Origin of the sequence: Microbispora cellulosiformans, from assembly GCF_008728085.1 — a bacterium.
Taxonomy (GTDB): domain Bacteria; phylum Actinomycetota; class Actinomycetes; order Streptosporangiales; family Streptosporangiaceae; genus Microbispora; species Microbispora amethystogenes.
Genome location: NZ_VYTZ01000002.1, coordinates 517,144 through 541,045, shown reverse-complemented (window position 1 = coordinate 541,045; position 23,902 = coordinate 517,144). Strand labels below are relative to the sequence as shown.

Sequence of the window (23,902 nt, the reverse complement as noted above, 5' to 3'; positions counted from 1 at the left end):
CGGGCCGCCCCGCGGCCAGGCTGTAGTGTGCGCGGGTGGATTCGATCTCCTCCTGCGCCCTCGCCGAGGTCGTCGCGCGGCTGGACGCGTTGTACGACCCCTCCTGGGCCGAGTCGTGGGACGCGGTGGGCCTCGTCTGCGGCGACCCCGAGCAGCCCGTACGGAAGATCCTCTTCGCCGTCGACCCGGTCGCGGTCGTCGTCGACGAGGCCCTCGCCTGGGGGGCCGACCTCGTCGTCACCCACCACCCGCTCTATCTGCGCGGCACCACGAGCGTCGCCGCGACCACCTTCAAGGGCCGGGTCGTCCACCGGCTCATCCGCGGCGGCGCCGCGCTGTACGCCGCGCACACCAACGCCGACGTGGCCGACCCGGGCGTCTCCGACGCGCTCGCGCGGGCCGTCGGCCTCGCGGGCGACCTGCGGCCCCTCCAGCCCGCCGCGGACGACCCGCGCCGGGGGCTCGGCCGGATCGGGGACCTGCCCGCCCCGATGCCGCTGCGGGAGTTCGCCGCGCTGGCCGCCGCCGGACTGCCGCGTACGGCGGCTCCGCTCCGCGTCGCGGGCGACCCGGACCGCACGGTGCGGACCGTCGCCGTCTGCGGCGGCGCCGGAGACTCCCTCCTGGGCACGGCCCGGGCGGCGGGAGTGGATGTCTACCTGACGGCCGACCTCCGGCACCACCCGGCCGGCGAACACCTGGAGGCGGGCGGGCCCGCGCTCGTCGACGCCTCTCACTGGGCCACCGAATGGCCCTGGCTCGCCGACGCCGCCGAGCGTCTGACGTCAGTGTTGGCGGCAGGTGGCATTACTGTTGAGGCGCGCGTCTCGGGCGCCGTCACCGACGCCTGGACGGCGACGACCACCGACTTGGACCCCCGAGCATCTTGAGGGATTTGGGATGAAGGCCGCACCGGAAGCACAGAAGCGTCTGCTCGATCTCGCGGAGCTCGACACGAGTCTCGACCGGGTGCGGCACCGCCGCCGCACCCTGCCCGACCTGGCCGAGATCGACGAGCTGTCCAAGAGGCTCGCGCGGCTCGCCACCCAGGTCATCGCCGCCGAGACCGAGGCCGGCGACCTCGCCCGCGACCAGGCCAAGGCCGAGTCGGACGTCGACGCCGTACGCGTCCGGGTCGACCGCGACACCAAGCGCCTCGACTCCGGGCAGGTCTCCTCGCCCAAGGACCTGGCGAGTCTCCAGTCCGAGATCACCTCGCTGCGGCGCAGGCAGTCGGACCTGGAGGAGGTCGTGCTGGAGATCATGGAGCGCCGGGAGGCGGCGGACGCCCAGGTGGAGTCGCTCAGGTCCGAGCGTGACAAGGTCACCGGCACGCTGCGGGCCGCCGAGGAACGCCGCGACGCGGCCTTCGCCGAGATCGACAGGGAGGGCGGCGAGCTGACCGGCCGCCGGGCTACGGTCTCCGCCGACATTCCCGCCGACCTGCTCGCCCTGTACGAGAAGCTGCGCGAGCAGAGCGGCGTCGGCGCGGCCATGCTGCACGGCGGCCGGTGCCTCGGCTGCCGTACGAGCCTGTCGATCGCCGACCTCAACCGCATCCGGGCCGCCGCCCATGACGAGGTGGTCCGCTGCGAGGAGTGCCGCCGGATCCTCGTCCGTACGGCCGAGTCCGGGCTGTGACACCGGCCGCGTGATCGAACGAACGGGTGACGAGGGGCTGCGGGTGACGGGGGTGCGCGGATGACGGGGGGATACGTCATCGAGGCCGACGGCGGGTCGCGGGGCAACCCCGGCCCGGCCGGGTACGGCGCGGTGGTCAAGGACGAGGCCGGGCACGTGCTCGCCGAGGCGGCCGAGTCGATCGGCACCACGACCAACAACGTGGCCGAATACCGCGGACTGATCGCCGGGCTCGGGTCGCTGCTCGCGCTCGGCGCGGAGGGGGCCCGGGTCGAGGTGCGGATGGATTCCAAGCTGGTCATCGAGCAGATGGCCGGACGCTGGAAGGTCAAGCACGAGGGACTGCGCCCGCTCGCCCTGGAGGCGGCGGCCCTGGCCCGTCGCCTGCGCGTCACCTGGACGTGGATCCCCCGGGAGCGCAACGCCCACGCCGACCGCCTCGCCAACGAGGCCATGGACGCCGCCGCCCGGGGGGAGACCTGGCGGCCGGGCCCCGCCACCTCCGCCCCGCAGTCCCCACCCGCCCCCGGACCCGCCGTGAGCCCCGGGGCCGACCCGTCCGACCCCGGCACGCTCTTCCCCGCCCCCGCCCCCGCCCCCGGCCCCGCACCGGACACCGGGGCCGACGACGGGCGCGGGCACGGCTGGATGCCCGGGGCCACCCGGACCGCCACGTCGCTGCTGCTGCTCCGGCACGGGCAGACGCCGCTCTCGATCGAGAAGCGGTTCTCCGGGCTCGGCGACCCGGAGCTCACCCCGACCGGGCTCGCGCAGGCCGAGGCCGCCGCCGCGCGCCTGGCCCGCCGGCCGCAGCGGGTGGAGGTGATCGTCACCTCCCCGCTCGCCCGCGCCCGGCAGACGGCGGAGGTCGTGGCGTCCCGTACGGGTTCGGCGGTGCTGGTGGACGAGGACCTGCGCGAGACCGACTTCGGGGCGTGGGAGGGGTACACGTTCGCGGAGATCCAGCGGCGCTGGCCCGGCGAGCTGGCCGCCTGGCTGGCCGATCCCAGTGTCGCGCCGCCCGGCGGCGAGAGTTTCGCCTCGACCGCCCGGCGGGTCGAGCAGGCGAGGGAACGCATCCTGAAGGCCCACGAGAGCCGCAGCGTCGTCGTGGTCTCCCACGTGACCCCGATCAAGACGCTGATCCGCTTCGCCCTGGGCGCGCCGCCCGAGGCCCTCTATCGGATGCACCTCGATCTGGCCTGCCTGTCGGCGATCGACTACTACGCCGACGGTCCCTCAGTCGTACGCACGTTCAACGACACGTCGCATCTCGGCTGAGGTCACCGCCCGGCGCAGTGGTCACGGCGCTCCCGGAGCGTCTCACCGGGTGACCCGCCGGGTGCGGGGCCGGCCCGATGCCCGCTCACCGGCAGGGCCGACGCGGCGCTTGTCTTCGGCTCATCAGGAGGCGGGGCGAGGCCCGACAGGCGGCGAAGCGGGCCCATTGCTCGCCGGAGGGCTCGCCGGGTGGATGGGCAGGGCGACGCGGAAGGCCGCCCCGGCGCCGGGCGCGGTCCGCAGTTCCACCCGCCCGCCGTGGGCGGCGACGATCGACCGGACGATGGCCAGCCCAAGGCCGGCCCCTCCCGCGCCGCCGCGGCTGCGTGACCCGTCCACGCGGTAGAAGCGGTCGAAGACCCGCTCCGCCTCCTCCGGAGGCAGCCCCGGCCCCTCGTCGGCGATCACCAGGACGCCTTCGGGGCCGCCCGCGCTGGAGCGGACCGTGCCGACACCGATCCGGACCGGGGTGCCCGGCGGCGTGTGGGCGACGGCGTTGCCCACCAGGTTGGAGACCACCTGCCGCAGTCGCGCCTCGTCGCCGCGTACCGGCGCGGCCCCGGCCGGGCCCCCGTCGGGGCCGGTCAGGGTGACCGTACGGCCGGGGTCGAGCGCTCGGAGGTCGTGGAGCGCGTCGGCGGCGAGCGTCCGCAGGTCCATCGGCGCGAGGTCCATCGGCAGGGCGTCCTCGCCCTCGTCGAGGCGGGCCAGCAGGAGCAGGTCCTCCACGAGCCGGACCAGGCGCACCGCCTCGCTCTCGATCCGGCCGAGGGTGTGGTCGACGTCGGGCAGGCCGCCCATCCGGTGCAGTTCCGCGAATCCCTTGATCCCGAAGAGCGGCGTGCGCAACTCGTGGCTCGCGTCCGCGACGAACCGGCGCATCCGGGCCTGCGACCGCTCCCGCCCGGCGAACGCCGCCTCCAACTGGGCGAGCATCGTGTTGAGCGCGGCGGCCAGCCGCCCGACCTCGGTGTGCGGGGCGGCCGGGACGGGCACCCGCCGGGACAGGTCGCCCGCGGCGATCGCCGCCGCCGTCCGCTCTATCGCGCGCAACGGCCGGAGCCCCCGGCGTACGGCGAACCAGCCGATGACGGCGAGCGACGTCAGGAGGGCGGCGGCGGTCGCGGCGCAGACGAGCGTCAGGCGGCCGACGGTCGACCTGACCCCGCCGAGCGACGCGGCCACGACGACCGTGCCCCCTTCGGCCGCGTCCCCTTCAGTCGTGGCCCCCTGAGCCGCGCTTCCCGCGGCGTGCCCCGCCGCCGGTTCGTCAGGCGCCTGACCGGATGCCACGGGCCGAGGTGGCGTCGTTCCGGGCGCGGCCAGCGGGACGGCGACGACCCGCCACGCGGCGCCGTGGTCGTCCCTGGCGTCGAAGGGCCGCCCGCCCAGCCGGCGGACCGCCGCGGCGTCGAGCCGGGGGAGCTCCGGACCGCGCCCCCGCAGCCAGGGGCCGCCCTCCTGCCCGACGGTCCCGTCCGCCCGCAGGTACGCCAGATACACCTGGTCGATCAGGTCCATGCCGGGCAGGGCGCTCAGCGGCACCCGGTTCTGCCCGGCGAGCGGGGCGGTCACCATCAGGGCGGGGACCCGTGACAACAGCGTCGCCATCGGCCCCAGCTGAAGGTCCACCCTTTCGATGAGATGGGCCCTGAGCGTGGCGACGGCGACCGCGCCGCTGACCGTCAGGCCCGCCGCGAGCAGGGCCAGGGTGATCAGCAGGAGCCGTCCCCGCAGCGACAGGCTCCTGCCGCGTGCTGTCCGGCGGATCACGACCGCGGCCCGCGCAGGACGTAGCCCACGCCGTGCATGGTGTGGATCAGCTTCGGCCCGGCCTTGTCGATCTTCCGCCGCACGTAGCTGACGTACGTGTCCACGATGCTGGTGTCGCCCGCGAAGTCGTACCGCCAGACGTGCTCCAGGATCTGCGCCTTGGAGACGACCCTTCCCGCGTTGACGATCAGGTAGTGCAGCAGGCGGAACTCGGTCGGCGACAGGCGTACGGGAACGCCCGCCCGCGTCACCTGGTGGCCGTCGGGATCGAGTTCGAGGTCGGCCACCCGCAGCGTACGGTCCTCCGGCGCCGCCCCGGCCCGCCTGAGCACGGCCTCGATCCGGGCGAGCAACTCCTCCAGGTCGAAGGGCTTGGTCACGTAGTCGTCGCCGCCCAGGCGCAGCCCGTTGATTTTGTCCTGGGTCGTGTCGCGCGCGGTGAGGAACAGGACGGGCACCTGTCCCGGGCGGTCCCCGGACAACGGGCGGGGGCGGTCCCGGAGCCGCCGGATGACCTCGAACCCGTCCATGTCGGGCAGCATGACGTCGAGGAGGACGAGATCGGGAGGCTCGGCCCCCGCGGCCTCGAGAGCCTGTGACCCCGTCGCGGCGGAGGTCACCGTGTATCCCGCGAAGCGCAGTGTGGCCGCCAGCAGTTCCCGCACCACGGGCTCGTCGTCGACCACGAGCAGGCGCCGCCCGTCCACTCCCGGCCTCCCTTCGTCGGTCAGCGGCAGAATAGGCCCCTCACCCCAGAATCACGGCTGTCAGACGTCCCGCGTCCGGAAGACGGCGGCGGCCGCGCACAGCAGCGCGAGCACGGTGGCGGCCAGCACCCCGATCCCCGCGAGCGGGGCCAGCCCGTCCGGCCCCGGATGGACCGCGAACACCCGCGCGCCCGCCGCGCTCGGCCACCAGACGACGATCCATTCGGCGATCGCGTCCGGGAACAGGGCCGCCATGCCGGGCAGGATCAGCAGGAACGTCCCTAGCGAGACGGCGCCCGCCGACCTGCGCAGCAGGAACCCGAGCGCCACGCCGTACAGTCCGACCAGTCCCGTGAACAGGCCCGCGCCCGCGACGGCCGCGAGCACGCCCGGATCGCCGAGGCCCGCACTCGGCACGTTCCGCGCGGCCAGCGAGATCTGGCTCAGCGTGAACGACACCAGCGCCATCGGCGGCCCGGCGACAAGCGCGACCACCGCGACGACGGCGGCCTTGCCGCCGAGCAGCAGGCTCCGCCTGGGCACGGCGGCGACACTGACCCGCATCGTCCCCGAGGCGTACTCCGACGTCACGGCGAGCACGCCGACCGCGCTGACGAGCACCCCCGCGAGCACGAGAGCGCGAAAGCCCGTCTCGGTGGGGTCGAAGGCCGCCCGGTCCGCCGCCGACCCGGCCAGATACTGGCGGGCGGAGGACAGCCCGAAGAGATAGCCGTACGCCGCGGTCGTCGCCAGGGCCCCGGCCAGGCACCCGAGCGTCGCCCGGATGCTGCGGAACTTCCCCCACTCCGAACGCAGGATGTCGTACGCGGTCATCGGGCGGCTCCGCTGGTGGTCATGGACGCGGTGGTGGTCGCGGCTCCGGCCTCCGTTTCGGAGCGGGCCGCGGGCCGGGCGGCGGCCGAGGCGAAATCGGCGCTGTCTCCGGTGAGTTCGAGGTACGCCTCCTCAAGGGAGGCCCGCCGTGGCGTCAGTTCGTGCAGGACGATGCCGTGCGCGCCGGCGACGTCGCCGACCGCGGCGCTGGACATCCCCGTCACCAGCAACTCGTCCCCGGCGCCATGCCGTACGGTCGCGCCGGCTTCTTCGAGCAGTGTGGCGAGTCGTCGCGCGCCCGGCGTGCGCACGACGACCGTCTCCCGGGCCGCGGACCGTACGAACGCGTCGAGGCCGGTGTCCGCGAGCAGCCGCCCGCGGCCGACGACGACCAGGTGATCGGCGGTGAGCGCCATCTCGCTCATCAGGTGACTGGAGAGCAGGATGGTCCGGCCCTCGGATGCCAGATCGCGCGTCAGCCCGCGGATCCAGCGGATTCCTTCCGGGTCGAGGCCGTTGACGGGCTCGTCGAGCAGCACGACGCCGGGATCGCCGAGCAGCGCCGCCGCGATGCCGAGGCGCTGCTTCATGCCGAGGGAGAACCCGGCCGGGCGGCGCCCCGCGACGTCGGCCAGTCCAACCAGTCCGAGCACCTCCTCGACCCTGCCCCGGCCGATGCCGTTGCTGCGGGCCAGGGTCAGCAGGTGGTTCACGGCGCTCCGGTACGGATGCACGGCGTGCGCGTCGAGCAGCGCGCCCACCTCGCGCAGCGGCGTGGGCATGTCGGCGTAGCGCCGTCCGCCGATCGTGGCGCTTCCGCTCGTCGGCCTGTCGAGGCCGAGGACCATCCGCATCGTGCTCGTCTTGCCCGCGCCGTTCGGGCCGAGGAAGCCGGTGACTACCCCCGGCCGTACGTCGAAGCTCAGGCCGTCGACGGCCGTGACGTCGCCGTAGCGCTTGGTCAGTCCGCGAATCTCAATCATGTGCAGCAGGCTGACCCACCCGTCTTCGCGTTCCGGGAGAGAGTCTGTGAGATCTCTGTGAGCGGCGCGTCCGTGGCCTGCGCCGCCGCCGCCGCCCGCCCGCTCGGGCCGGAGAACTCGCAGAATCATCACAGGACCTCCGGCCGTGCCGGGGAATGGAGCGGGAGCCGATAGGCTTACTTTCACGGTGGACGAGCCGGCCGGGCGGCCGCGTCAGGGCCTCGCGCCCTGCCGAGGAAGGTCCGGGCTCCACAGGGCAGGGTGGTCGGTAACGCCGACCCGGGGCGACCCGCGGGACAGTGCCACAGAAAACAGACCGCCCCTTCTCGGGGGTAAGGGTGAAACGGTGGTGTAAGAGACCACCAGCGCCCACGGTGACGTGGGCGGCTCGGTAAACCCCACCCGGAGCAAGGTCAAGAAGGGACGTTCTCCCGGAACGTCCCGCGCGCGACGTTCGAGGGCTGCCCGCCCGAGCCGCGCGGGTAGACCGCTTGAGGCCGCCGGCAACGGCGGTCCTAGATGGATGGCCGCCGGTCAGCCCCCGTGGCTGACCACAGAACCCGGCCTACAGGCCGACTCGTCCACCAGCCGCCCTCTGAGCTGGGCCGACTCCCGGATTACTCCCCCTCGGGGCACATCGGGGGCACATCGAGCGCGGAACGGAATGCCGAATCGAGCGCCGTACGAGCGCGCTCGGAGGCTTCCGGCACGAGATGCCCGTAGAGATCAACCGTCGTGGTGATCGACTCATGACCGAGCCATCGGGACACCTCGGAGATCGGAACGCCCTCGGCCAGGGCCGTGCTCGCGAAGGTGTGCCGCAGGTCGTGAAAGGTCGTGTCCGGCAGCAGAGTGGCCGCCTTGATCGCTGGCTTCCAGATACGAGCGTTGAAGTAGTCCCGCCGCATCAGGTTGTCGCGCGAGGTCGAAAAGAGGAGATCAGCGGGGGAGTGGTCGGCGATGTGCTTCTCCAGCGTTTCGGCGAGGAACACCGGCATAGGAACCTCGCGCACAGACGCGGGACTCTTCGGAGTCGCCAGTGTCGGCCGACGATCCACGATCACCACCTGACGATCCACACTGATCATCTGATCAGCGAACCTGACGCGATCCACCGAGAGCCCGAACGCCTCGCCTTGCCGCAGACCGGCAGCCGCACCCAAAAGCACCAACGGCCCGTACTTCGGCGGCATGGCACGGCTCAGCCTCATTACCTGCTCGGGCGCCAGGAGCCGGATCACGGTCTTGTCGGCGTGCGGCAGGCGGATGTCCCGGCAAGGTGTCTTACTGATCAGACCGTCGCGGACGGCCCCGCGCATGATGCTCGCAAAGATCGTGTAGACGGTCTCGATCGTGCGAGGCGCGAGCCCCTTGGACCGCAGGCCCTTGACCCACTTGCTGTACGGTGGTGGGCCGGATCGACGCGAGGGGCGCGCGGTCAAAGGCCGGGTAGATGTGCTTGCGCAGGTGGTTCCGGTAGGTCTCCTCGGTGGTCGGCTTGTGCAGCCGCGCGGCCAACCATTCGGGCGCGTAGTCGCCGAACTTCGTCTGCCCGAGCTTGGGGTCGATCCAGTCCCCACGGGCCGTGTCCGCCTTGCGGGCAGCGTCGAAGCGGTCAGCGTCAGCTTTGCGATCGAAGCTGCGCTTGAGCTGGAGACCCTTCTCGTCCCGATACCGAACGAGCCACCGGTCGCCACGACCGTGCTCCCGTGTAGGGACGCGCTTGTGCTCGGGACAGACAAGTTCACCCTTCTTCGGGTGGGACTTGTGCCACCGGTCGGTAACCGTCACTCCTGCTCCCGCACCCAGGCGTAGACGTCCTCGGGCAGGTAGCGCAGATACTTGCCGATCCGCCGGCCCCGCGGACCGACGCGGCGATGCCGCCACTGGTACAGCGTGCCGACCGGGATTCCGAGGAACCTCGAAACCTCCTCGATGCTCCACATCCGAGTGTCGTCGGCAGCCAGAGTCGCCTCCCTTCTCGTCATGCGGCGGCCCCGGAAGCGCGAGCGGGCCAGTGAGAGCGGCGGCGTTCCTCGCGTTCCTCTCGGATGAACTGGGCGACGTACAGGTCGGCGGGATGGGTGTAGCCCTGTCCGGCGTAGCGCCAGGAGCCGACGACGAGGGTGGAGTCATCGGCGGGCGTGCCGGTCAGGGCGTCGTGTCCGTGTTCGCGGGCTTGGCGGGCGCGAAAGGAACGCCTCGCATCGCGCAGCTTGCCCAGGGTGGTGGAGTAGGAGCCGGACTTGGTCGAGAAGTGACCTAGGAAGCCGAGCATGTGCGTCCACCCACGCAGCCGCAACGGCTTCAAGCCCAGCCGTGCAGGCAGGGCAACCAGCGGGCGAGGAAGGTCACCGGGAGCAGGTACACGCGAGGCATGGGCTTGCCCCTCCGTCCACGGCCCGCTGTCGCTTCGCGATGGGTCGACGGCAGACGAGAGATCAGGCAGGTGCGCCGCGCCGATTAGTCTAGCGACTGCGTCACAAATTCTAAGTGCATGATTTGCGGGAGAGTCGTAGCTGCTACAACTAGAGGTGTGAGCGCAAAGTTCGGCAAGAGTCTGCGGAGCGCTAGCTGGGTATTTTTTTCCCTTGCAGTGGCCATGACCGGCGCAGCGATCGCACCACCTGGTTCGCGATTGCTCGTCGCTGTAGCCATTGCGGCTGTAATCTCGATCAGCTCCAGGGCTACCTCTGCTAACCGTCAGACCGAACTGAAATGGCGTCGCGCGAGGAGGGGCTCACCTCTCAAGTCGCTTACGCCGGGTTGGACGATCCTGCCGATCCTCGCTGCTCTGGTCGTGCTCCTTGCCATTTTCATGATCGGCCGTGGCGATTATGTCGGCGCCCCGCCAACGACAAGTCCCGACCCTCGGGCCACTGTGACGGTCACCGTGACCGCACCTCCAGTCGCCTCGCCGGCCGCGCATGCAGCAGATCGCTCCTCTCCTTCCGAAGTATCCCTGAGCGTTTTGCTGGGAGTTGCCGCAGCCGTTTTTGCTGCAATTGGCGCCATGATGCAGGGGGTGGGGGCCCTGATGCAGGCAGTCTCAGCGCGTCGGACCGTCAACAATGGCAAGGAGGATACAAGCCAACCCTTCGGACGCTATTTGTGATCATGAGGTCACGCCAGCCGACCAGCAAGGCTCACTGCGTGACCAAGTGTGTGACAACGTCGACGAACGGCCTTGGACGCTGGTGGACAGCGGTGGACAGTCACCGCAGCTAGAGGACGCATCTGACGAGTTCGGACACCTGCCACCGTTACCTGATAAGCAAGCGTGTCACGGCAGTGCGGGCCAGAATTGCAGGCGGTACGTCTCAAGTCCTTCGGGAGGCTGCTCCTCCGGGTAGCGCGCACCGGGACTAGGGCGGACATTTGCACGCACGAGCCAGTTCCGAGCTTTTTGGCGGAGGTCAATGAGTTTGCCGGAGGAGTTACCAAAGGGTCCGACCATACGCAGCTTGCCGGAACTCGAGTACAGCTCTACCGTCTCACTTCTGGCCCACAGGGCGTGATCGGCCGGCGGTTCTCCATCCCAGAGCTCCAGCGTGACCTCGACCCTGTGCCAGTCATCCGCCTCACTGGTGATAATGCCGACGTTCGCCGTGGCGATGAACCAGTTGGTCACGTTCGCGCGGTCTGAGAGTTCCCAGAGGTCCTCGGCCCCTTCCGGTACTCCGTTCGCTCCATCGAGGTCCATGATCATAACCTGTCGATACTCGACGGTGATCACGTCCGTGAGGCTGTCAATCAGGCGGGACATCGCCTGTCCTTAACACGAGGGGGCAGGTTAGGCGCGACGATGCTACCCCTCGTCGATCGCGTGTAGGAGTCAACACAGGAGCAAGCTTGCATGTGACTGGATCTTGTCGAGAGTCTGAAGCCAGGCTTGTGGGCATGAAGGAGCCGGGGCACTTCGGGGGCACATGGCTACGGAGAACGTTGGCAAGCGATGACAACGAACGGAAGCGTTTTTGCAGGTTGCTTATGGTGCAGAGCGAATCCGTGCAGGTAGCGAGCATGCGGAATTAGAACCCGGCCTACAGGCCGACTCGTCCACCAGCCGCCCCTTGAGGACCGGCATGCGCGATGCCGCTGCCGGACCGCGCCGATCGCGTTCGTATGGCTATCCGAGGACGAGCGGGATCCTCGTGGCCAGCTCGCCCAGTTCATTCCTCTCCGCGTCTGTCACGGCCCGCCGTCCGGTGCCGACCAGCAGCGCGTCCTTGTCTGAGAACGACGGGGGAAACGCGCTCCCCGCGATCCTCTCCAGCATCTCGCGAGACCGGGCAAGCCCCTCCACGGGCGGTTCCGGCACGTCCGCCAGGTACGCGACCAGGTCGAGGTGGTGCAGCGTCCACTCCATGACGTACACGGACAGGTACGCGGCCACGGTGAGGACCTCGCCGCGGGTCCCGACCCGGAGGTCCGGGTCGGCGAGTTCAGCGGCGCGGCCTGCGGCGGAGCCGACATCGTCAAGATGGAACTTGAGCAGCCATGGCTCCTCGTACGCGGCGGCCAGCCGGACGACCAGCGCGTCGAGCGGATCATCACCGGCCGGCGGCGTCGTGGAGACCTCCCAGTACGTCACTTCGTCGCGGGTCGGTTCCGTTTCCGTAGGGGTCGCCAGTGTGATCAGGACATCCTGTGCGTCGAGGACCAGATGGCACACCAGATCCCGCACGAGCCAGCCGACGCAGCCCGACCGCTGGGCGAAGGCCTCATCCGGAAGTTCGGCGACCGCCCTGCGCAACGCCGTCCACGAACGCGTGAAGAGATCCACGTCGGTACGGTATTTCGGCGCCACGAGGACATCCACCTCGCCTTCCTCAGCATCGGCTGCGCCCTGATCTGCTGGCGCCACCTCAGCTTGCCACGCCAGTAGCGAGCCTATGCTGAGTGCCGTGAGCGTGAGCGAGCCCACCCTGGAGACCGTACGCGCCTATCTGCTCGCCCAGGCGAACTCCGCTCTGCGGCGACCGGGCATGCACGGCGGAGAGGTCGCCGTCCGCCTCTACCTGGACGCGGTCGCCGTCGCCTGCGGTACCGAGCAAGCTTGGGCCGCAGACATGGACAACCTGCGTGAACGCGGCGGATCGAACGGCGTCGGCGTGACCGGTGCTCTGGCCACGGTCCTCGGCGACGGCACCGAGGACGCCATGGCCTCCGTCTATGCGGACCTGGCCTACAGCCGCAACTGGCTGCACCTGGACCATCGCCTGCCTCCTGATGACTACAACGCGATGCGCGACGGCATCGCCGCCACCTGTCGCACCGGCGCCTCTTGGAGCCACCTGCGCGAGCGCTTCGGCGAGCCGTCCATCCTGTTCGGCGGCACCAGCCCCCACTATCCCAAGACGCTGGGCTACGCCAGTGACCGGCCGCAGGACCCGCTTATCTGCTTTCACCTGTGGAACGATCTCGGCATCCACCCTGAGCCGGTGCTGGTGGCCGTGCGCCGGGCCCACCCGAGCGCCGCATTCCGGGACGCCTTCACCTTCGCATCCGTCAGACGCCCCTGAGCCTGGCTGTCGCGGCCTCGTTTCAGGCGCTTTCTGTCAGGAGCTGTAAGGATCACTCTGATTGAACCACTCCGACTTTCGTAGAGCGCACCGCGGCAAGAAGAACCGGGGCGGGCAGGAGAGGAGACGGGGCGGTCAGTTCTCCGGGTCAGGGAGCAGGATGGAGGGGAGGGAGGTGTCGGGGTGCAGGCGTAGTAGTTGGTAGAGCATGCCGCCCACTCCCGGCATCAGACCTGGGCTGAAGGCGTCACGTGAAAGGCCACTCACCGGGCCGTGCTCGTCCATGCTGCCGATCATGTACGCGGCGAGGTACTCCGGAGTCAGCTCTTCGGGCCCGACACCCACATCGATCGCGCGGCGCACGATTTCCCAGGTGCCGAGGTCTCCGTGGCAGAGCGTGTGGTTCCAGCCGATGCCCCTCGACCAGGACGACGCGGCGGCCCGGCGCAGCACGTCCGCCCAGCGCGGGTCACCTTCGCGGGCCAGCCGGTCGGCCGCGACGAGGCCGATGCCGGCGGCTCCGTGGCACCATGCGCTGGAGGTCACGCGGTGGTCGTCCGTTTCACGCAGGTCACGCCAGCCCTTCTCCGCCGGGTCGTACAGTGACTCCTCGTACAGAAAGGCCCTGTCTGCAAGTGCGCGGAAGTCCGCAGCGCCGGCCGTGGCACTGTCGGCGAGCCGGGCCAGCGCCCAGGCGATCCCGGTGGCGCCGTGTGAGACCCCGCCTAACCCTTGTGGGAAGGCGGTGCTGGGCCAGCGTGCTCCCCGGTCATCGATGTGGGCCAGTGAGAGCAGGCGCTCCCCGATGCGGTCGGCCTGCGTGGACCACTGCTGGTCACCGGTCTGTTCCGACAGGCGGAGCAACGGCACGATGGCGCCTGCCATGCCGGTGAGCAGGTCGTACACCCCGTCGGCGGCCACCGCCTCGGGAAGTTGCCCCGCCAGGGCGCCGGCCCGGGCGACCGCCTCCTCCGAGCCGACGGTGCCCAGCCTGCGCAGCAGCAGCCAGCTCCAGATTTGCGAGCCGATGCCGACATAGCCGCCTGGGGTGGCGGGGCGGCGCCGCGGGCCGGTGCGGCGTGCCTCCGCGTCGCGCTCCTCGGCCAGCCTGATCGTATGGAGGAGATCGGCGAGCAGCCCGTCCAGCCCCGGCACCTCGTCGGCCCTGCCCTGCCCGGTCTCACTCACGTAGGCGGCCAGAGTGATGGCGACCCCGTACGCCCCGCCGTACACGTCGGGAGACAGCGACTGTACGAACCAGCCGTCTGAGGTGAGCACCGGCGCGGTCCAGGTGACGGTGCCGTCGTCGCCCCGGACCGCCGTGTCAAGCATGCTGCGGGCGATCCCGGCCGTGATCCGGCGCCGGCGCCGCTCGAGGTCCTGGTGCCGGATGAGAGGCACGGTCATACGCTTGTTGGCAGGCATCCACCCTTCATTGAGGTAGGCGCTGACCAGAGCGGACCGGATCACCTCGCGGTCCAGGGCCGCGTCGCGGTCGCGCCAGCGCCGCAGCGCGTCCGCGATGAGGTCCTGCTCGTCTCCGTACGAGGTTCCGCCAGGACCATCCAGACGGCCGCGAGCAGGGGTGGTGGCGAAGAAGGGGATGTCGCCGACCAGCAACTCGGCCACCTCGGCGTCGATCACCTCGGGGTTTGACGGCGCGCCGGGCAGGTTCTCGGCATGCTGGGCCAGCAACCCCGCCGCCTTGCCCCTCGCGGTCGGCTCGTCGTGCAGTGAGGCCGGGTGCCACAACATGCGGGCCAGCTCGGCGTACGCCTCGGTGGCGCGGAGCACGACCCGGATCTGACGGTCGGCGAAGTCCGTGAGCAGCCCGGCGAGCTCACCCCGCCGATCCAGCATGTCGAGGTGCTCGACCAGCTCGGTGAATCCGGACAGCACCAGGTCCCAGTAGTGGACGAGGATCGGATCGGGGCTCGGGTGGTTGCTCACCGCTCCCAGCTCGACCCGTTCCATTCCCAATCTCGCCACGTCCGTGCCGGCGTCGACCACGACCGGCACCTGCGTGTACGGCTGCTGGCCGGGCAGGCCCCCGACGGCGGACATGTCGACGCCGCGCCAGGCGAGCGAGACGCCGCGTCCGGGAAGGAGTCCGGTGCGCAGCACCGATCCGCTGAGCAGGTCGGTCGCCTGGTCGACGGCGTTGCCGTATCCGGACGGTTTGGCCGGGACGTGCGGGGTGAAGAGCGTCTCGCAGTCGACGACGACGGGCGCGGGACCGGCCGCGATGAGGTTCTCCATGTGCAGGTCGCTGCCGCCGATCAGCCGCATCAGCGCCAGCCAGTGCCCTACACCGCGGTAGAAGGACCGCAGCTCCGTCTCGTCGGCGCAGTAGCGGTGCTGGATGTGCTCCGCCCAGCCGTACCCCTGGCGAATCAGCACGTCGGGTACCCGGATGCGGCTGCCGGCGGGCAGCTGGGGTGCCAGGCGGTCGATCAGCCGCGCCAGCGCCTCGTCCACGGCGAGGGACCGGGGCTTGTAGACCACCTTGCCCTGCGAGCCGTGCAGGACGGCGACGCTGTGCCCTCCGCGATGGCTGTCTCCCGCCCCGAAGTCGACGCCGACCAGCTCGCCTCGGAGACCGCCGGGCAGTGTGGTGAGCGCCGCGCGATCGGCGGCGAACCTGCGGGCCAGTTCCACGGCCGCGGCGCACCTGTTGTCGATGAGCGTGCCGAGCCTGGACAGCATCGTGGGGTAGTGCCCGGTCAGGGACAGCCAGAACTCGGGCGTCGCGGCCGTCGCCTTCCACTCCTGCCACCGCAGCTGCGGTGTCTCGGCGGTCAGCCTTCCGCTGATCCTGGCGGCGTTGAGTTCCAGCAGCAGGACCCTGTTGACCTTGAGGCGGACGGTCTCCTCCAGCGCTTCGGCGGTTCTCCGGCATATCAGCCGGGCCTCCGCCTCCGTGAGGCCGGGGATCGATCCCAGCGTGGCGGACAGCCCGGCCAGCGCCGGTGCGGTCAAAAAGTCCAGCGACGGGTCGAAGTCCCCGGCCATTCGGATCATCCTTCCTTGATCAGCAGCAGAAGCGGCTGCAGGTGCACGAGCTCGCCAGCCGGGTGTCCAGGGCCGTCAGCGTGATCTCCGACTCGGCGTACTCGCCGATGAACAGCGGACCGGCCGGGCTGTCCCAGCCCTCGACGTCGGCTCCGCTGCGCCACGCGGAGACGATCTCCTCAGAGCGATCCAGTGTGAGAGGCATTGCTACTCCCTTCGTGACTGTGCGTTCTGGTCCGCATTGACCGGGTAGGTGCGATCAGCAGCAGGGAATGGTGTTGGCGCCCGTGCACGAGCTCGGCCTCCGCGTGTCCAGGGCCGTCAGCGTGATCTCCGACTCGGCGTACTCGCCGATGAACAGCGGACCGGCCGGGCTGTCCCAGCCCTCGACGTCGGCTCCGCTGCGCCACGCGGAGACGATCTCCTCAGAGCGATCCAGGGTGACAGGCATTCTTACTCCCTCCATGACCAGGCGTCCCGATCAGCGTTAGTCAGCCGATCGAAAAAATCAATACATAGCGAGCGAAACGTAGACTTGTCGGCATTCAGCAGAAATGGCGAAAGCTGCGGTTGACTGTGACGGAGCTTGCCTAGACGCCGACGGGATGTCCGGAACGCGCGAGCGAGACCGGCCACCCTCCACACCACCCGCTCACGCCCACCAAGGGGACGACAGCGCACGTCAGGGGGGTTTCGTCCCGTAACGGGCCATGACCACCACCTCGGCGACGGCGCTTATGTGCGGGACGACCCAGCGAACCGCTTTGATACGGAAGGGGAGGCCGTGAGAATGTTTCCGCTGTTCGGGAGCGCGGCAGACGGCGGCGAACAGCCCCGGCCGCGGGCGTCCTGCGATATTTCCCACCAATGTACCGGAGATTCTCCACATATTCCGGGCGGCAATTATCGCGATTTGTGAATACAGCCCTCCGGTAGCGCGCCGCCCCGGCCCGGGCGCCCCTCCCTCCAGGCGCAGCACATGATCCACCACTTGGGCGCTACGCGGCCGTTCGCTCACGGTCCGGGGCCTTGGTCGTGTGGTCGCCGTGCCTCCGGTGATCTGGGCAGCAGCCCTGGCCGCGGTCGCCGCCTAAGGTCTCCTCCGCACGACTGGGGCGGGATACCGGCAGCTCTTGGATGACAGACGATCTGCCGGCTCCTGCGCAAGTTGAGCCGGAACAGCACGTCGCCGTTGCGCTCGAGGATCAGCCGGTCTCCTCGCGCAGGCGCCTCTCCTTGCGGGTCAAGACCACAGGTTGGGGGCCAGTTGGCAGTGGCGCGCGATTCAGACAGGGAAACGGTCCACGCGCAGCCCCTTGCCAATACCGGCAGCTGAGCGCGGGAAGATCACAGATTTGGTGCCAGAACCAGTTTTCAGGATCCGCCGACACCTTCTACAAGGAGCGGACGGCCCGAGTGCTCGGTGGGTCCGCACCCGTCTTGACGAGCTCGGATATGACTATCATTCGTTGCTCGGTCAGCCTGATCGAGAGGTCAGGGAAGAACCGAAGGGATGAAGCTGATGCCACCCGTCACCGCTGACGACTATTCCTGGCAGAACGATTGGGAGGACATATACACGGTCACGTTCGTCCGCGGACACGATGAGCGGGAGACGTTGCGCAGGTTCGGAATCGCCCAGGCGGACATGCGGCCGTACGACTGGGAGGGGATCTGGGAGCGTGTCGAGGAGACCGACGGAGAGTCCGACCTGGTCGTCGTGACCCACGTGAACGGATGGACGCTCGCCTTCGAGGCCTGCGGTTGGGAAGGCAACCGGCCAGAGACGTTGCGGGAGCTGTCCCGGGGAGGTGAGGCGGTTTCCGTCATGCGGCATGACTACGCCGCATCCCACCACTTCGCGCATGCGGTCGAGGGCGAACTGCGCACGGCTTTCCGGCCGGACTGGCCCCGGGAACGCTGGGGAGCGCGGCCTGACGCCCTGAACGCCGACCTGCGCGAGCTCGGACTCACGCCTTCGGGCCCACAGGAGGAGTCCCGGTACCGGCGCGAGACAGTGGCTCCCGCGCTCGCGCTGGCCAGCCGGCTCTCCGGGGTCCTGTTCCACCGGGACATGGTTGAGAGTGACGCTCTGCTCGGCGGGGTCATCACCTCTCCCGTACCCGACGACCCTCGGTAAGCCCTCCGCCGATCCCGCCTCTGTCTGACCATCTCCGTGACCCTCACACCAGGAATACGCCGGCACCCGGACGGCACACCCTTTCGTCGGGTCGCGCACCGCTGCCGGGAACTGCGCATTTCGAGAGACGGTGCGAGGGGTGGGGTGCTGGGCCTATTCGTCGGTCTCCTCGCAGGGGACCCATTGCATGCCGACGGGCATGGCGACCGTTCCGACTCCGCTGCGGTCCCATCCGAGCTGGGCCACGGCGAAGATGTTGCCGGCCCGCCCTCGTAAGCCGGCCATGGCGGGGCATGTCGTCTTGTTCGGCTCGTTGCCGGCGGCGACCGTCATCATCCGTACGTCTCCGGCCGCCGTCACGGCGGCCTCGCAGAGATCGCAGGTGCCGTCGCAGGCGACCAATCCCCAGCGGCGTGAGTAACAGCCGAGGCTGATGTTGACGCACACCGGCGACGAGGTCTTCCGCGCGAAGTCGCGGACCCATTCAATGCCCTTGACGAGGTCGCGGGGGGTCGCGTGGCCGTTTCCGTCGGCGACCTTCACGTTGAGCAGACGCGGCCGGCGGGTCAGGCCGTCCGCCAGGATGAGCGCCACCATCGTTCCGTGGCCGTTCGTGTCCTCGCCGTCGGGCTCCGTGGTCAGGTTCGTCCCGTCCACGATCAGCCCGCGCAGAAGGGGGTGACGGGAGAGCAGGCCCGTGTCGACGATGGCGAAATACTCGGGCGTGGGTTCCTGGCGCTTCCTCGTCAGTTCACGCCAGATTCCCGGCCAGGCGGCCTCGAACGCGTCCGCGTCGAATCCGGCTCCCGCCTGCGCCTGCATGTACGCCGTCTTCACGCCCCGCTCGCGGAAGGCGAGCATCTGCTCCGTGTCCGCCGGACGGAGGTACGTGCCGGTGTCGTCGTCGAAAACGTACCGCATATATCTGCCGGGTGAGCTGCCCTCGTCTCCGGCGATCTCGACAATGCGCTCATCCATATGAGCCGTGACCCACGACATGTGCCGGCCTAGGCGAAGAGGGAAATGATCAGAAGGACCACGCCGGCCGCCACCAGAACCGCGCAGAGCCTGACGCCGAACTCGGAGAACCACTCGGTGAAGCCGCTCCGGCCGCCGTCTCCCAGAACGGTCACCTGTGCCGGCAGTTTGACGGCCACGATTCCCGCCAGCAGTGCGCCCACCACCAGCACCGCGAGTCCGACGCTCGTGGTCTCCGCCTTGGCTCCGGCGACCTCGCCCTTGAACTCGACGACCCCGCCCAGGCCCAGTATCGCCACCACGGCCCCCACGACGGCGAGGAGAAGGCCGGTGATGATAAGCGCGGTGTACGTGATCGAAATCCTGGTTCTGTTGGTTTTCTCGCCCTTACGCCCTTTGCCCACGCTGCCGCTCCAGAGCCCAGATCCATCCAGAACCAATGTGAAAGGATCTATATCACATCTTCTTCGGGGGTATCCACGGTTTCCGCGGAGAAGGTTTTCAGCGGCCCTTCTGTCATTGCTCCGGAAATGGGCACTAATGGCGAGATTGGGTGATATTTCCGCTTGTGAGAATCATGAGAAGCGTTCGATGGTCACGGGGATCGGGCCCGTGTGACGTATCGCCGTCGTCAGTCTCCGGAGCAGTGGCCGGAGGGCGTCGTCGGATGTGGTGCCCAGGCGCGCCGTGAGATCGACGCAGCAGGCGACGCCGGGCCCGATGCGGCGCAGTTCCCAGGTGAAGACGTCCCGCGCCGTCCGCAGCCCGCCCCTGCCGGCGATCCGGGTACGCGAGTCGCCGGCGTCCTCGGCGAGCGTGACGACCTCCGGGGCGAGGCGGGCGAGACCGGGGGGCCGAAGGTCGCCCGCGAACAGGACGCGGTAGATCCGGGGATCCGGGAACCCGTCGGAGCCCTCTTCCGGGCCGAGCCGCAGGGGAGCGGAGTCCGGGAGGGCCAGGGTGTCGCGGAAGCACTCCCGCAGCGCCGCCTCGCCGCGAAGTGCGCCTCCCCCGAGGCGGCGATACGTGGTCTCGGCGTCCGTACGGCCGACGGCGACCACGCGGGCGCGCAGTCGCGGATCCTCGCGCATGGCCCGCCCGAAGACCGCCGAGCTCTGCCAGGCGCGGTCGTCCGTGCTCCACGTGGCGGTGTTCAGGCCGATGGTCCGATGGTCGCCGGTGAAGACGAACTCCTCGACGACGAGACCCTCCGCCCGTACGGCGCCGGCCCCCGCCTCGGGCGTGATCACGTAGTAGTCCAGGGCCGGCTGGGCGCCGGTGGAGGCGGTCGCCGCCTGCCCGGCGCGAAGGTGGTCACCAGTCACGGCCATACCGTACTGATCCGCCTCACGTCCGCGGCGGCGTGCTCCATCGGCGAGGCACCCCCGTCCCTCCGGCGAGAGGGCCGGGGGCGCCGTCGCGTCGCGTACCGCCTGACGGTCGCGACGGACCTGCTCGCGTCAGGCCGGGTGCGTGGTCGGGCGGGAACCGGTGTGCCTCAGTGGGACATGTCCATGCCGCCGCCGGAACCGCCACCCATGTCGTGGCCGCCCGGCACGTTCCCGTTCTGGTCGGACACCATGAAGACCCCGGCCATGCCCATGTCCGAGTGGCTCTGGACGTGGCAGTGGTACATCCACATGCCCGGACCGACACGCTCTCCCGCGATCACCTGGAAGCCGAACGACTCGGCCGGGCCGGTGGTCTTCGTGTCGATGATCCGGCTCGGGTCCTGGGGGCTCTCCAGCAGGCCGGTGCGGTTGTCGGCCCACCGGTGGCCGTGGATGTGGAACGTGTGGAAGACGCTCCCGTGGGTGATCACGATGAACTCGACCCGCTCGCCGATCTTCGCGAGGAAGTGCGGCCCGGCCGCGAGGTTGTTGATCTTCACGTCGTTGAAGACGACGGTGAAGGTCTTGTCCGGCAGCGTGTCGCCCTTGCGGCGGACCACCAGCGGGCCGTAGAGGCCCTTCTTGATTCCTCCCGTGCCGTGGTCGGTGCCGACCACGTGGTCGTGGTAGTGCCAGTAGCCCGCGCTGCCGGGCTCGATGGTCCCGCCGGGGCGGCGGCCCGGCGCGTGGGTGCGCCAGACGTAGACGCGCCGGGCGCCCGGCGCGACCACGCTGTCGTTCATCCGCGTGCCGTCGCTGCTGGTCTCGTAGTCCACGCCGTGCACGTGGAGGCTGGCGGTGACGTCCGCGTTGTTCACCAGCTCGACTTCGAGGGTCTCGCCCTCGACCATCTCGATGAGCGGTCCGGGGATCGTGGCCTTGCCCGGCGCGAGTCCGTAGCCCATCTCGCCGTTCGGCAGGTTCTCCACGTAGAGGGTGATGCGGCGCGGCTTGCCGGGGTCGGCGGGCGGTGGCGCGGTCCTGCCGACGGGCGCCGCGTCGGCCTGAGCCGACACGACCAGCGGTGCTATCGCGGCGGCCGTCGCCGCCGTGGTGAAGGCGCGCCGGGAGAACACGCTCCGCGTCATTCCTCTGCCTACCTCGGTCATGGTTCCCCAATCCGTTATGCGGCCCCGTCCGCGAGGCGCGTGGCCACGGGCCGGCGGCGGGGCCGGGCCTCGCGGCGTGACGCCGGGGCCGGACCACGGGCATGGTCCGGCCCTGGAACCAGGCGGGACGAGACGGGCGCCCGATGCTTTCGACGGCACCGGGTGACACTTTCGATCGAATTAGGCGATAGTGGGCGAGGAAAGTCAATAAGTTGGGGATAAAGTGATGACACTTCGTCACATTCTCGCTTGAAGTGGTGTGAGATGGCTCCGTTCTGTCGTCGCACTGTCGCATTCTGTCGTCTACGTGGCTGGTCCAGGCTGATCCGGAAGCCGTGCGGGAGCGCGTGGCGGCTGCACGCGCGGAGGCCGCTCAGTCGGCGCGGAAGGGGTCGTGCTCGGCGAGCAGTTTGTCGAGCCTGGCCTGGTCCACGCGGCTGACGACCGTCGCCTCCTCCTGGCGGTCCCGCACGCACTTGGCCAGCGTGAAGGTCGAGGTCACCACGTACATCAGCCCGAGGGCGAGGAACGACCGCACCCAGGTCGTGACGGGCAGGTAGAGGATCCCGGCGGCCAGGCCGGCGAGGGAGATCACGAACGAGATGACGGCCTGCAGGTAGAAGGCCGTGGTCGTCGTGCTCTTCACGGGTTTCGTCATGCCGCCCATGCTGCGTGTCCCGCGCCGCCCGGGCATGAGCGCCGATACTCAGTTACCGGTGAGTACGATCTCTCAGCCGGGCGGCCGGCCGCCGGAGGCGGAGCTCAGTTCGGGGAGATCTCGTGGAGCCGGCAGACCTGACGCCAGACGCGCGGGTCGAGGGTGCCCGCCCTGTCGTCGAACGAGGCGGAGGGCACCCGGACCGGCCCGGTGAGGTCGAGGAAGCTGTTGTGGTCCGCGCCCGGGTCCCACGTGCGGGTGGGGATCTCGACGTGGTCGGAGCGGTCGCTCCGGTCCTGGCTGGTGATCTTCAGGACCTCCGCGCCGCCGCGGTACGTCCTGAGCACCACGCAGGGACGCACCTTGTGCCCGGGCCCGTCCTCGTACGGCACGTCGGCCCACCAGATCTCACCCGGCCGCGGGCCGGTGCCCTCGCCGGCGGCGGCGCCCGTCCGGGTTCCGCCACGGGCCGTACGGGAGGAGGGCCGGGCACCGGGCCGGGCGCCCCCTGACGGCCGCGCCGTTCCGCCCGAGGGGCGCGGTGCGGGCCGGCGGCGCGACGTCCCGCGGGCGGGCCCGCGGGACGCCTGGCGGACACGTCCGGACGCGACCAGCGCGGCGAGCACGATCAGTACGGCCACGATCAGAAGAGCCACCCAGAGCATGCCCGACAGCCTAAGGCCCAGCCGCGTCCCGGGAGACCCCTTGACCCCTGCGCCCGATGTGGCCGTGGTCGTCCGTGATGCCCCTTCAGTGAGCGGACCACCCGACGGCCGGGGAGCGCGTCAGCGGGCGTCCCAGGCGGCGAGCACGCGGCGCTCCTTGTCGGGGTCGATGCCGCTGCCCACCCGTACGCCGCGGAAGCTGCGCCGCTCCTCCGGGATGTCCTTCAGCCACTCCCAGGTGTCGCGCACCGTCTCGCGCAACGGGCGGCAGGTGAGACCGGCGGCGACGGCCTTGGCGGAGGAGTGGGTCCACACGCCGAGACCGTCCGCGCCCGGGTACCACAGCGGAAGCTCGGTCCACGGCTCCACGCCCTGAGCGGTCAGGAAGTCGTCGTCGGCCCAGACGAGCTCCGCGCCGGAGCCGGTGACCTGCACGCAGTCGCCGAGCCAGCTTCCGAACGTGGCCTCGCCGGGCACCCCGCCCGTCATGTAGCGGCCCGTCGTGCCCGCGGCCGCCTGGTCGAGCGTGAACGCCGCGATGTCGCGGGCGTCGATGAGCTGGATCGGCAGCGCCGGGTCGCCGGGCGCGAGCACCCGGCCGCCCTTGGAGATGCGGTGGAGCCACCAGGGCAGCCGGCCGACGTTCTCGTGCGGGCCGAGGATGAGGCCGGGCTGGACGACCAGGGCGGCGCCGTCGAAGTGCTCCTCGACCGCGCGTTCGCAGCCGGCCTTGAGCACGCCGTAGTCGCCGAACTCGGCGTCCGCGTCCGGGGGACACTCGTGGATGGGGAAGGTCTCGTCGAGACCCGTCTTGTCGGGCCAGTCCGGATACGCCGAGATGCTGGAGATGAACGTGTAGTGCGGGGCGTGCCCGGACAGCGCCCGCACCGACTCCAGGACGACGCGGGGGACGAACCCGCAGACGTCGACGACCGCGTCCCACTGCCTGCCGTCGGCGAGCCGCCGCAGGTCGCCGGTGACCTCGCGGTCGCCGCGCACCGCCTCCACACCCGGCAGGTCCGTCCCGCTCCTGCCCCGGTTGAACGTCGTGACCTCGTGACCGCGCCGGAGCGCCTCCTCCACGATGGCCCGGCCCAGGAACACCGAACCACCGATGACCAGAATCTTCATACGGTCATCCTTGGCGCTGCGGCGCGCGGCGTCCGCCCGGTTTCACGATCGGCGGACATCGTCCGCTGAGAGCG

At 70.2% G+C, this 23,902-nt stretch carries 26 protein-coding genes and 1 other RNA gene; 7 read left to right on the top strand and 20 right to left on the bottom strand.

Going from position 1 to position 23,902, the window contains the following annotated elements; genetic code table 11:
* The first annotated feature begins 35 nt into the window (after positions 1 to 35).
* The 3 genes from F5972_RS06425 to F5972_RS06415 are packed head-to-tail and all read left to right on the top strand — an operon-like array spanning position 36 to position 2,922.
* Positions 36 to 890: a Nif3-like dinuclear metal center hexameric protein gene (locus F5972_RS06425; protein WP_150932021.1), complete on the top strand. Its 855-nt coding sequence runs from the start codon at positions 36 to 38 to the stop codon at positions 888 to 890.
* A gap of 10 nt (positions 891 to 900) precedes the next feature.
* Entirely contained in the window at positions 901 to 1,641 is a 741-nt protein-coding gene (locus F5972_RS06420) for a zinc ribbon domain-containing protein (protein ID WP_150932019.1), read from the top strand.
* A gap of 60 nt (positions 1,642 to 1,701) precedes the next feature.
* Positions 1,702 to 2,922 (top strand): bifunctional RNase H/acid phosphatase, encoded by a 1,221-nt coding sequence (locus F5972_RS06415; protein WP_150932017.1) that lies wholly within the window; start codon positions 1,702 to 1,704, stop codon positions 2,920 to 2,922.
* A 123-nt stretch (positions 2,923 to 3,045) separates the two neighbouring features.
* On the opposite strand, the gene F5972_RS06410 is transcribed toward F5972_RS06415, so the two are convergent.
* Genes F5972_RS06410 through F5972_RS06395 form a run of 4 tightly spaced genes read right to left on the bottom strand, consistent with a single transcriptional unit; the run spans position 3,046 to position 7,219 of the window.
* Positions 3,046 to 4,695: a sensor histidine kinase gene (locus F5972_RS06410; protein WP_225311211.1), complete on the bottom strand. Its 1,650-nt coding sequence runs from the start codon at positions 4,693 to 4,695 to the stop codon at positions 3,046 to 3,048.
* The gene (locus F5972_RS06405; RefSeq protein ID WP_150932015.1) at positions 4,692 to 5,402 is read right to left on the bottom strand and encodes a response regulator transcription factor; all 711 of its coding nucleotides are present in this window, start codon (positions 5,400 to 5,402) and stop codon (positions 4,692 to 4,694) included. Before F5972_RS06405 ends, F5972_RS06410 begins: the two co-directional genes overlap by 4 nt.
* Before the next feature lie 60 nt (positions 5,403 to 5,462).
* On the bottom strand, positions 5,463 to 6,236 hold the full coding sequence (locus F5972_RS06400; protein ID WP_150932013.1) for a hypothetical protein: 774 nt from the start codon (positions 6,234 to 6,236) through the stop codon (positions 5,463 to 5,465).
* Entirely contained in the window at positions 6,233 to 7,219 is a 987-nt protein-coding gene (locus F5972_RS06395) for an ATP-binding cassette domain-containing protein (protein WP_150932011.1), read from the bottom strand. The genes F5972_RS06400 and F5972_RS06395 overlap by 4 nt, the downstream gene beginning before the upstream one ends.
* 192 nt (positions 7,220 to 7,411) lie before the next feature.
* On the opposite strand from F5972_RS06395, the gene rnpB reads away from it, so the two are divergent.
* Positions 7,412 to 7,803: RNase P RNA component class A (gene rnpB / locus F5972_RS06390), an RNA gene on the top strand.
* A gap of 33 nt (positions 7,804 to 7,836) precedes the next feature.
* Here rnpB and F5972_RS06385 read toward each other — a convergent pair.
* Genes F5972_RS06385 through F5972_RS06370 form a run of 4 tightly spaced genes read right to left on the bottom strand, consistent with a single transcriptional unit; the run spans position 7,837 to position 9,521 of the window.
* The gene (locus F5972_RS06385) at positions 7,837 to 8,538 is read right to left on the bottom strand and encodes a tyrosine-type recombinase/integrase (RefSeq protein ID WP_150932010.1); all 702 of its coding nucleotides are present in this window, start codon (positions 8,536 to 8,538) and stop codon (positions 7,837 to 7,839) included.
* Complete coding sequence (locus F5972_RS06380) at positions 8,504 to 9,010, bottom strand: tyrosine-type recombinase/integrase (RefSeq protein ID WP_191909967.1); 507 nt, start codon at positions 9,008 to 9,010, stop codon at positions 8,504 to 8,506. Before F5972_RS06380 ends, F5972_RS06385 begins: the two co-directional genes overlap by 35 nt.
* Positions 9,007 to 9,207, bottom strand: a complete 201-nt coding sequence (locus tag F5972_RS06375; RefSeq protein WP_150932006.1) for a helix-turn-helix transcriptional regulator — start codon at positions 9,205 to 9,207, stop codon at positions 9,007 to 9,009. The genes F5972_RS06380 and F5972_RS06375 overlap by 4 nt, the downstream gene beginning before the upstream one ends.
* Positions 9,204 to 9,521, bottom strand: a complete 318-nt coding sequence (locus tag F5972_RS06370) for a replication initiator (protein ID WP_318527520.1) — start codon at positions 9,519 to 9,521, stop codon at positions 9,204 to 9,206. The genes F5972_RS06375 and F5972_RS06370 overlap by 4 nt, the downstream gene beginning before the upstream one ends.
* A 234-nt stretch (positions 9,522 to 9,755) precedes the next feature.
* On the opposite strand from F5972_RS06370, the gene F5972_RS06365 reads away from it, so the two are divergent.
* On the top strand, positions 9,756 to 10,334 hold the full coding sequence (locus tag F5972_RS06365; RefSeq protein ID WP_150932002.1) for a hypothetical protein: 579 nt from the start codon (positions 9,756 to 9,758) through the stop codon (positions 10,332 to 10,334).
* Between the two features lie 168 nt (positions 10,335 to 10,502).
* On the opposite strand, the gene F5972_RS06360 is transcribed toward F5972_RS06365, so the two are convergent.
* Positions 10,503 to 10,985 carry a hypothetical protein gene (locus tag F5972_RS06360; protein ID WP_150932000.1) on the bottom strand — a complete coding sequence of 161 codons (483 nt, stop codon included), beginning with the start codon at positions 10,983 to 10,985 and terminating at the stop codon, positions 10,503 to 10,505.
* A 363-nt stretch (positions 10,986 to 11,348) separates the two neighbouring features.
* Entirely contained in the window at positions 11,349 to 12,146 is a 798-nt protein-coding gene (locus tag F5972_RS06355; RefSeq protein WP_449843635.1) for a maleylpyruvate isomerase N-terminal domain-containing protein, read from the bottom strand.
* On the opposite strand from F5972_RS06355, the gene F5972_RS06350 reads away from it, so the two are divergent.
* Positions 12,127 to 12,744, top strand: a complete 618-nt coding sequence (locus F5972_RS06350) for a hypothetical protein (protein ID WP_150931998.1) — start codon at positions 12,127 to 12,129, stop codon at positions 12,742 to 12,744. The two genes, F5972_RS06355 and F5972_RS06350, sit on opposite strands and share 20 nt — an antisense overlap.
* Positions 12,745 to 12,879: 135 nt before the next feature.
* Here the strand turns inward: F5972_RS06350 and F5972_RS06345 are convergent, their stop codons facing one another.
* The 3 genes from F5972_RS06345 to F5972_RS06335 are packed head-to-tail and all read right to left on the bottom strand — an operon-like array spanning position 12,880 to position 16,207.
* On the bottom strand, positions 12,880 to 15,756 hold the full coding sequence (locus tag F5972_RS06345) for a type 2 lanthipeptide synthetase LanM family protein (protein WP_150931995.1): 2,877 nt from the start codon (positions 15,754 to 15,756) through the stop codon (positions 12,880 to 12,882).
* 19 nt (positions 15,757 to 15,775) lie between these two features.
* Entirely contained in the window at positions 15,776 to 15,961 is a 186-nt protein-coding gene (locus F5972_RS06340) for a DUF6229 family protein (RefSeq protein WP_111701617.1), read from the bottom strand.
* Positions 15,962 to 16,015: 54 nt separating this feature from the next.
* Entirely contained in the window at positions 16,016 to 16,207 is a 192-nt protein-coding gene (locus tag F5972_RS06335; protein ID WP_208758842.1) for a DUF6229 family protein, read from the bottom strand.
* Positions 16,208 to 17,278: 1,071 nt separating this feature from the next.
* Between F5972_RS06335 and F5972_RS06330 the strand changes: the two genes are divergently transcribed.
* Positions 17,279 to 17,896, top strand: coding sequence for a DUF6461 domain-containing protein (locus tag F5972_RS06330; protein WP_191909966.1), 618 nt, complete (start codon positions 17,279 to 17,281; stop codon positions 17,894 to 17,896).
* Positions 17,897 to 18,049: 153 nt separating this feature from the next.
* On the opposite strand, the gene F5972_RS06325 is transcribed toward F5972_RS06330, so the two are convergent.
* The 7 genes from F5972_RS06325 to F5972_RS06295 all read right to left on the bottom strand — a co-directional run bounded on the left by F5972_RS06325 (position 18,050) and on the right by F5972_RS06295 (position 23,828).
* Positions 18,050 to 18,874 (bottom strand): S8 family serine peptidase, encoded by an 825-nt coding sequence (locus tag F5972_RS06325; protein ID WP_191909965.1) that lies wholly within the window; start codon positions 18,872 to 18,874, stop codon positions 18,050 to 18,052.
* Between the two features lie 29 nt (positions 18,875 to 18,903).
* A complete protein-coding gene (locus tag F5972_RS06320; protein WP_150931989.1) occupies positions 18,904 to 19,185 on the bottom strand; it encodes a hypothetical protein in 282 nt (93 codons plus the stop codon).
* Positions 19,186 to 19,449: 264 nt separating this feature from the next.
* Complete coding sequence (locus tag F5972_RS06315) at positions 19,450 to 20,199, bottom strand: hypothetical protein (protein ID WP_150931987.1); 750 nt, start codon at positions 20,197 to 20,199, stop codon at positions 19,450 to 19,452.
* 173 nt (positions 20,200 to 20,372) lie between these two features.
* Positions 20,373 to 21,353, bottom strand: coding sequence for a multicopper oxidase domain-containing protein (locus F5972_RS06310; RefSeq protein ID WP_150931985.1), 981 nt, complete (start codon positions 21,351 to 21,353; stop codon positions 20,373 to 20,375).
* 394 nt (positions 21,354 to 21,747) lie between these two features.
* Positions 21,748 to 22,032, bottom strand: coding sequence for a YiaA/YiaB family inner membrane protein (locus F5972_RS06305; protein WP_150931982.1), 285 nt, complete (start codon positions 22,030 to 22,032; stop codon positions 21,748 to 21,750).
* 104 nt (positions 22,033 to 22,136) lie between these two features.
* The gene (locus F5972_RS06300) at positions 22,137 to 22,697 is read right to left on the bottom strand and encodes a type II toxin-antitoxin system PemK/MazF family toxin (RefSeq protein ID WP_150931981.1); all 561 of its coding nucleotides are present in this window, start codon (positions 22,695 to 22,697) and stop codon (positions 22,137 to 22,139) included.
* A 120-nt stretch (positions 22,698 to 22,817) separates the two neighbouring features.
* Entirely contained in the window at positions 22,818 to 23,828 is a 1,011-nt protein-coding gene (locus tag F5972_RS06295) for an NAD-dependent epimerase/dehydratase family protein (protein ID WP_150931979.1), read from the bottom strand.
* Positions 23,829 to 23,902: the final 74 nt, after the last annotated feature.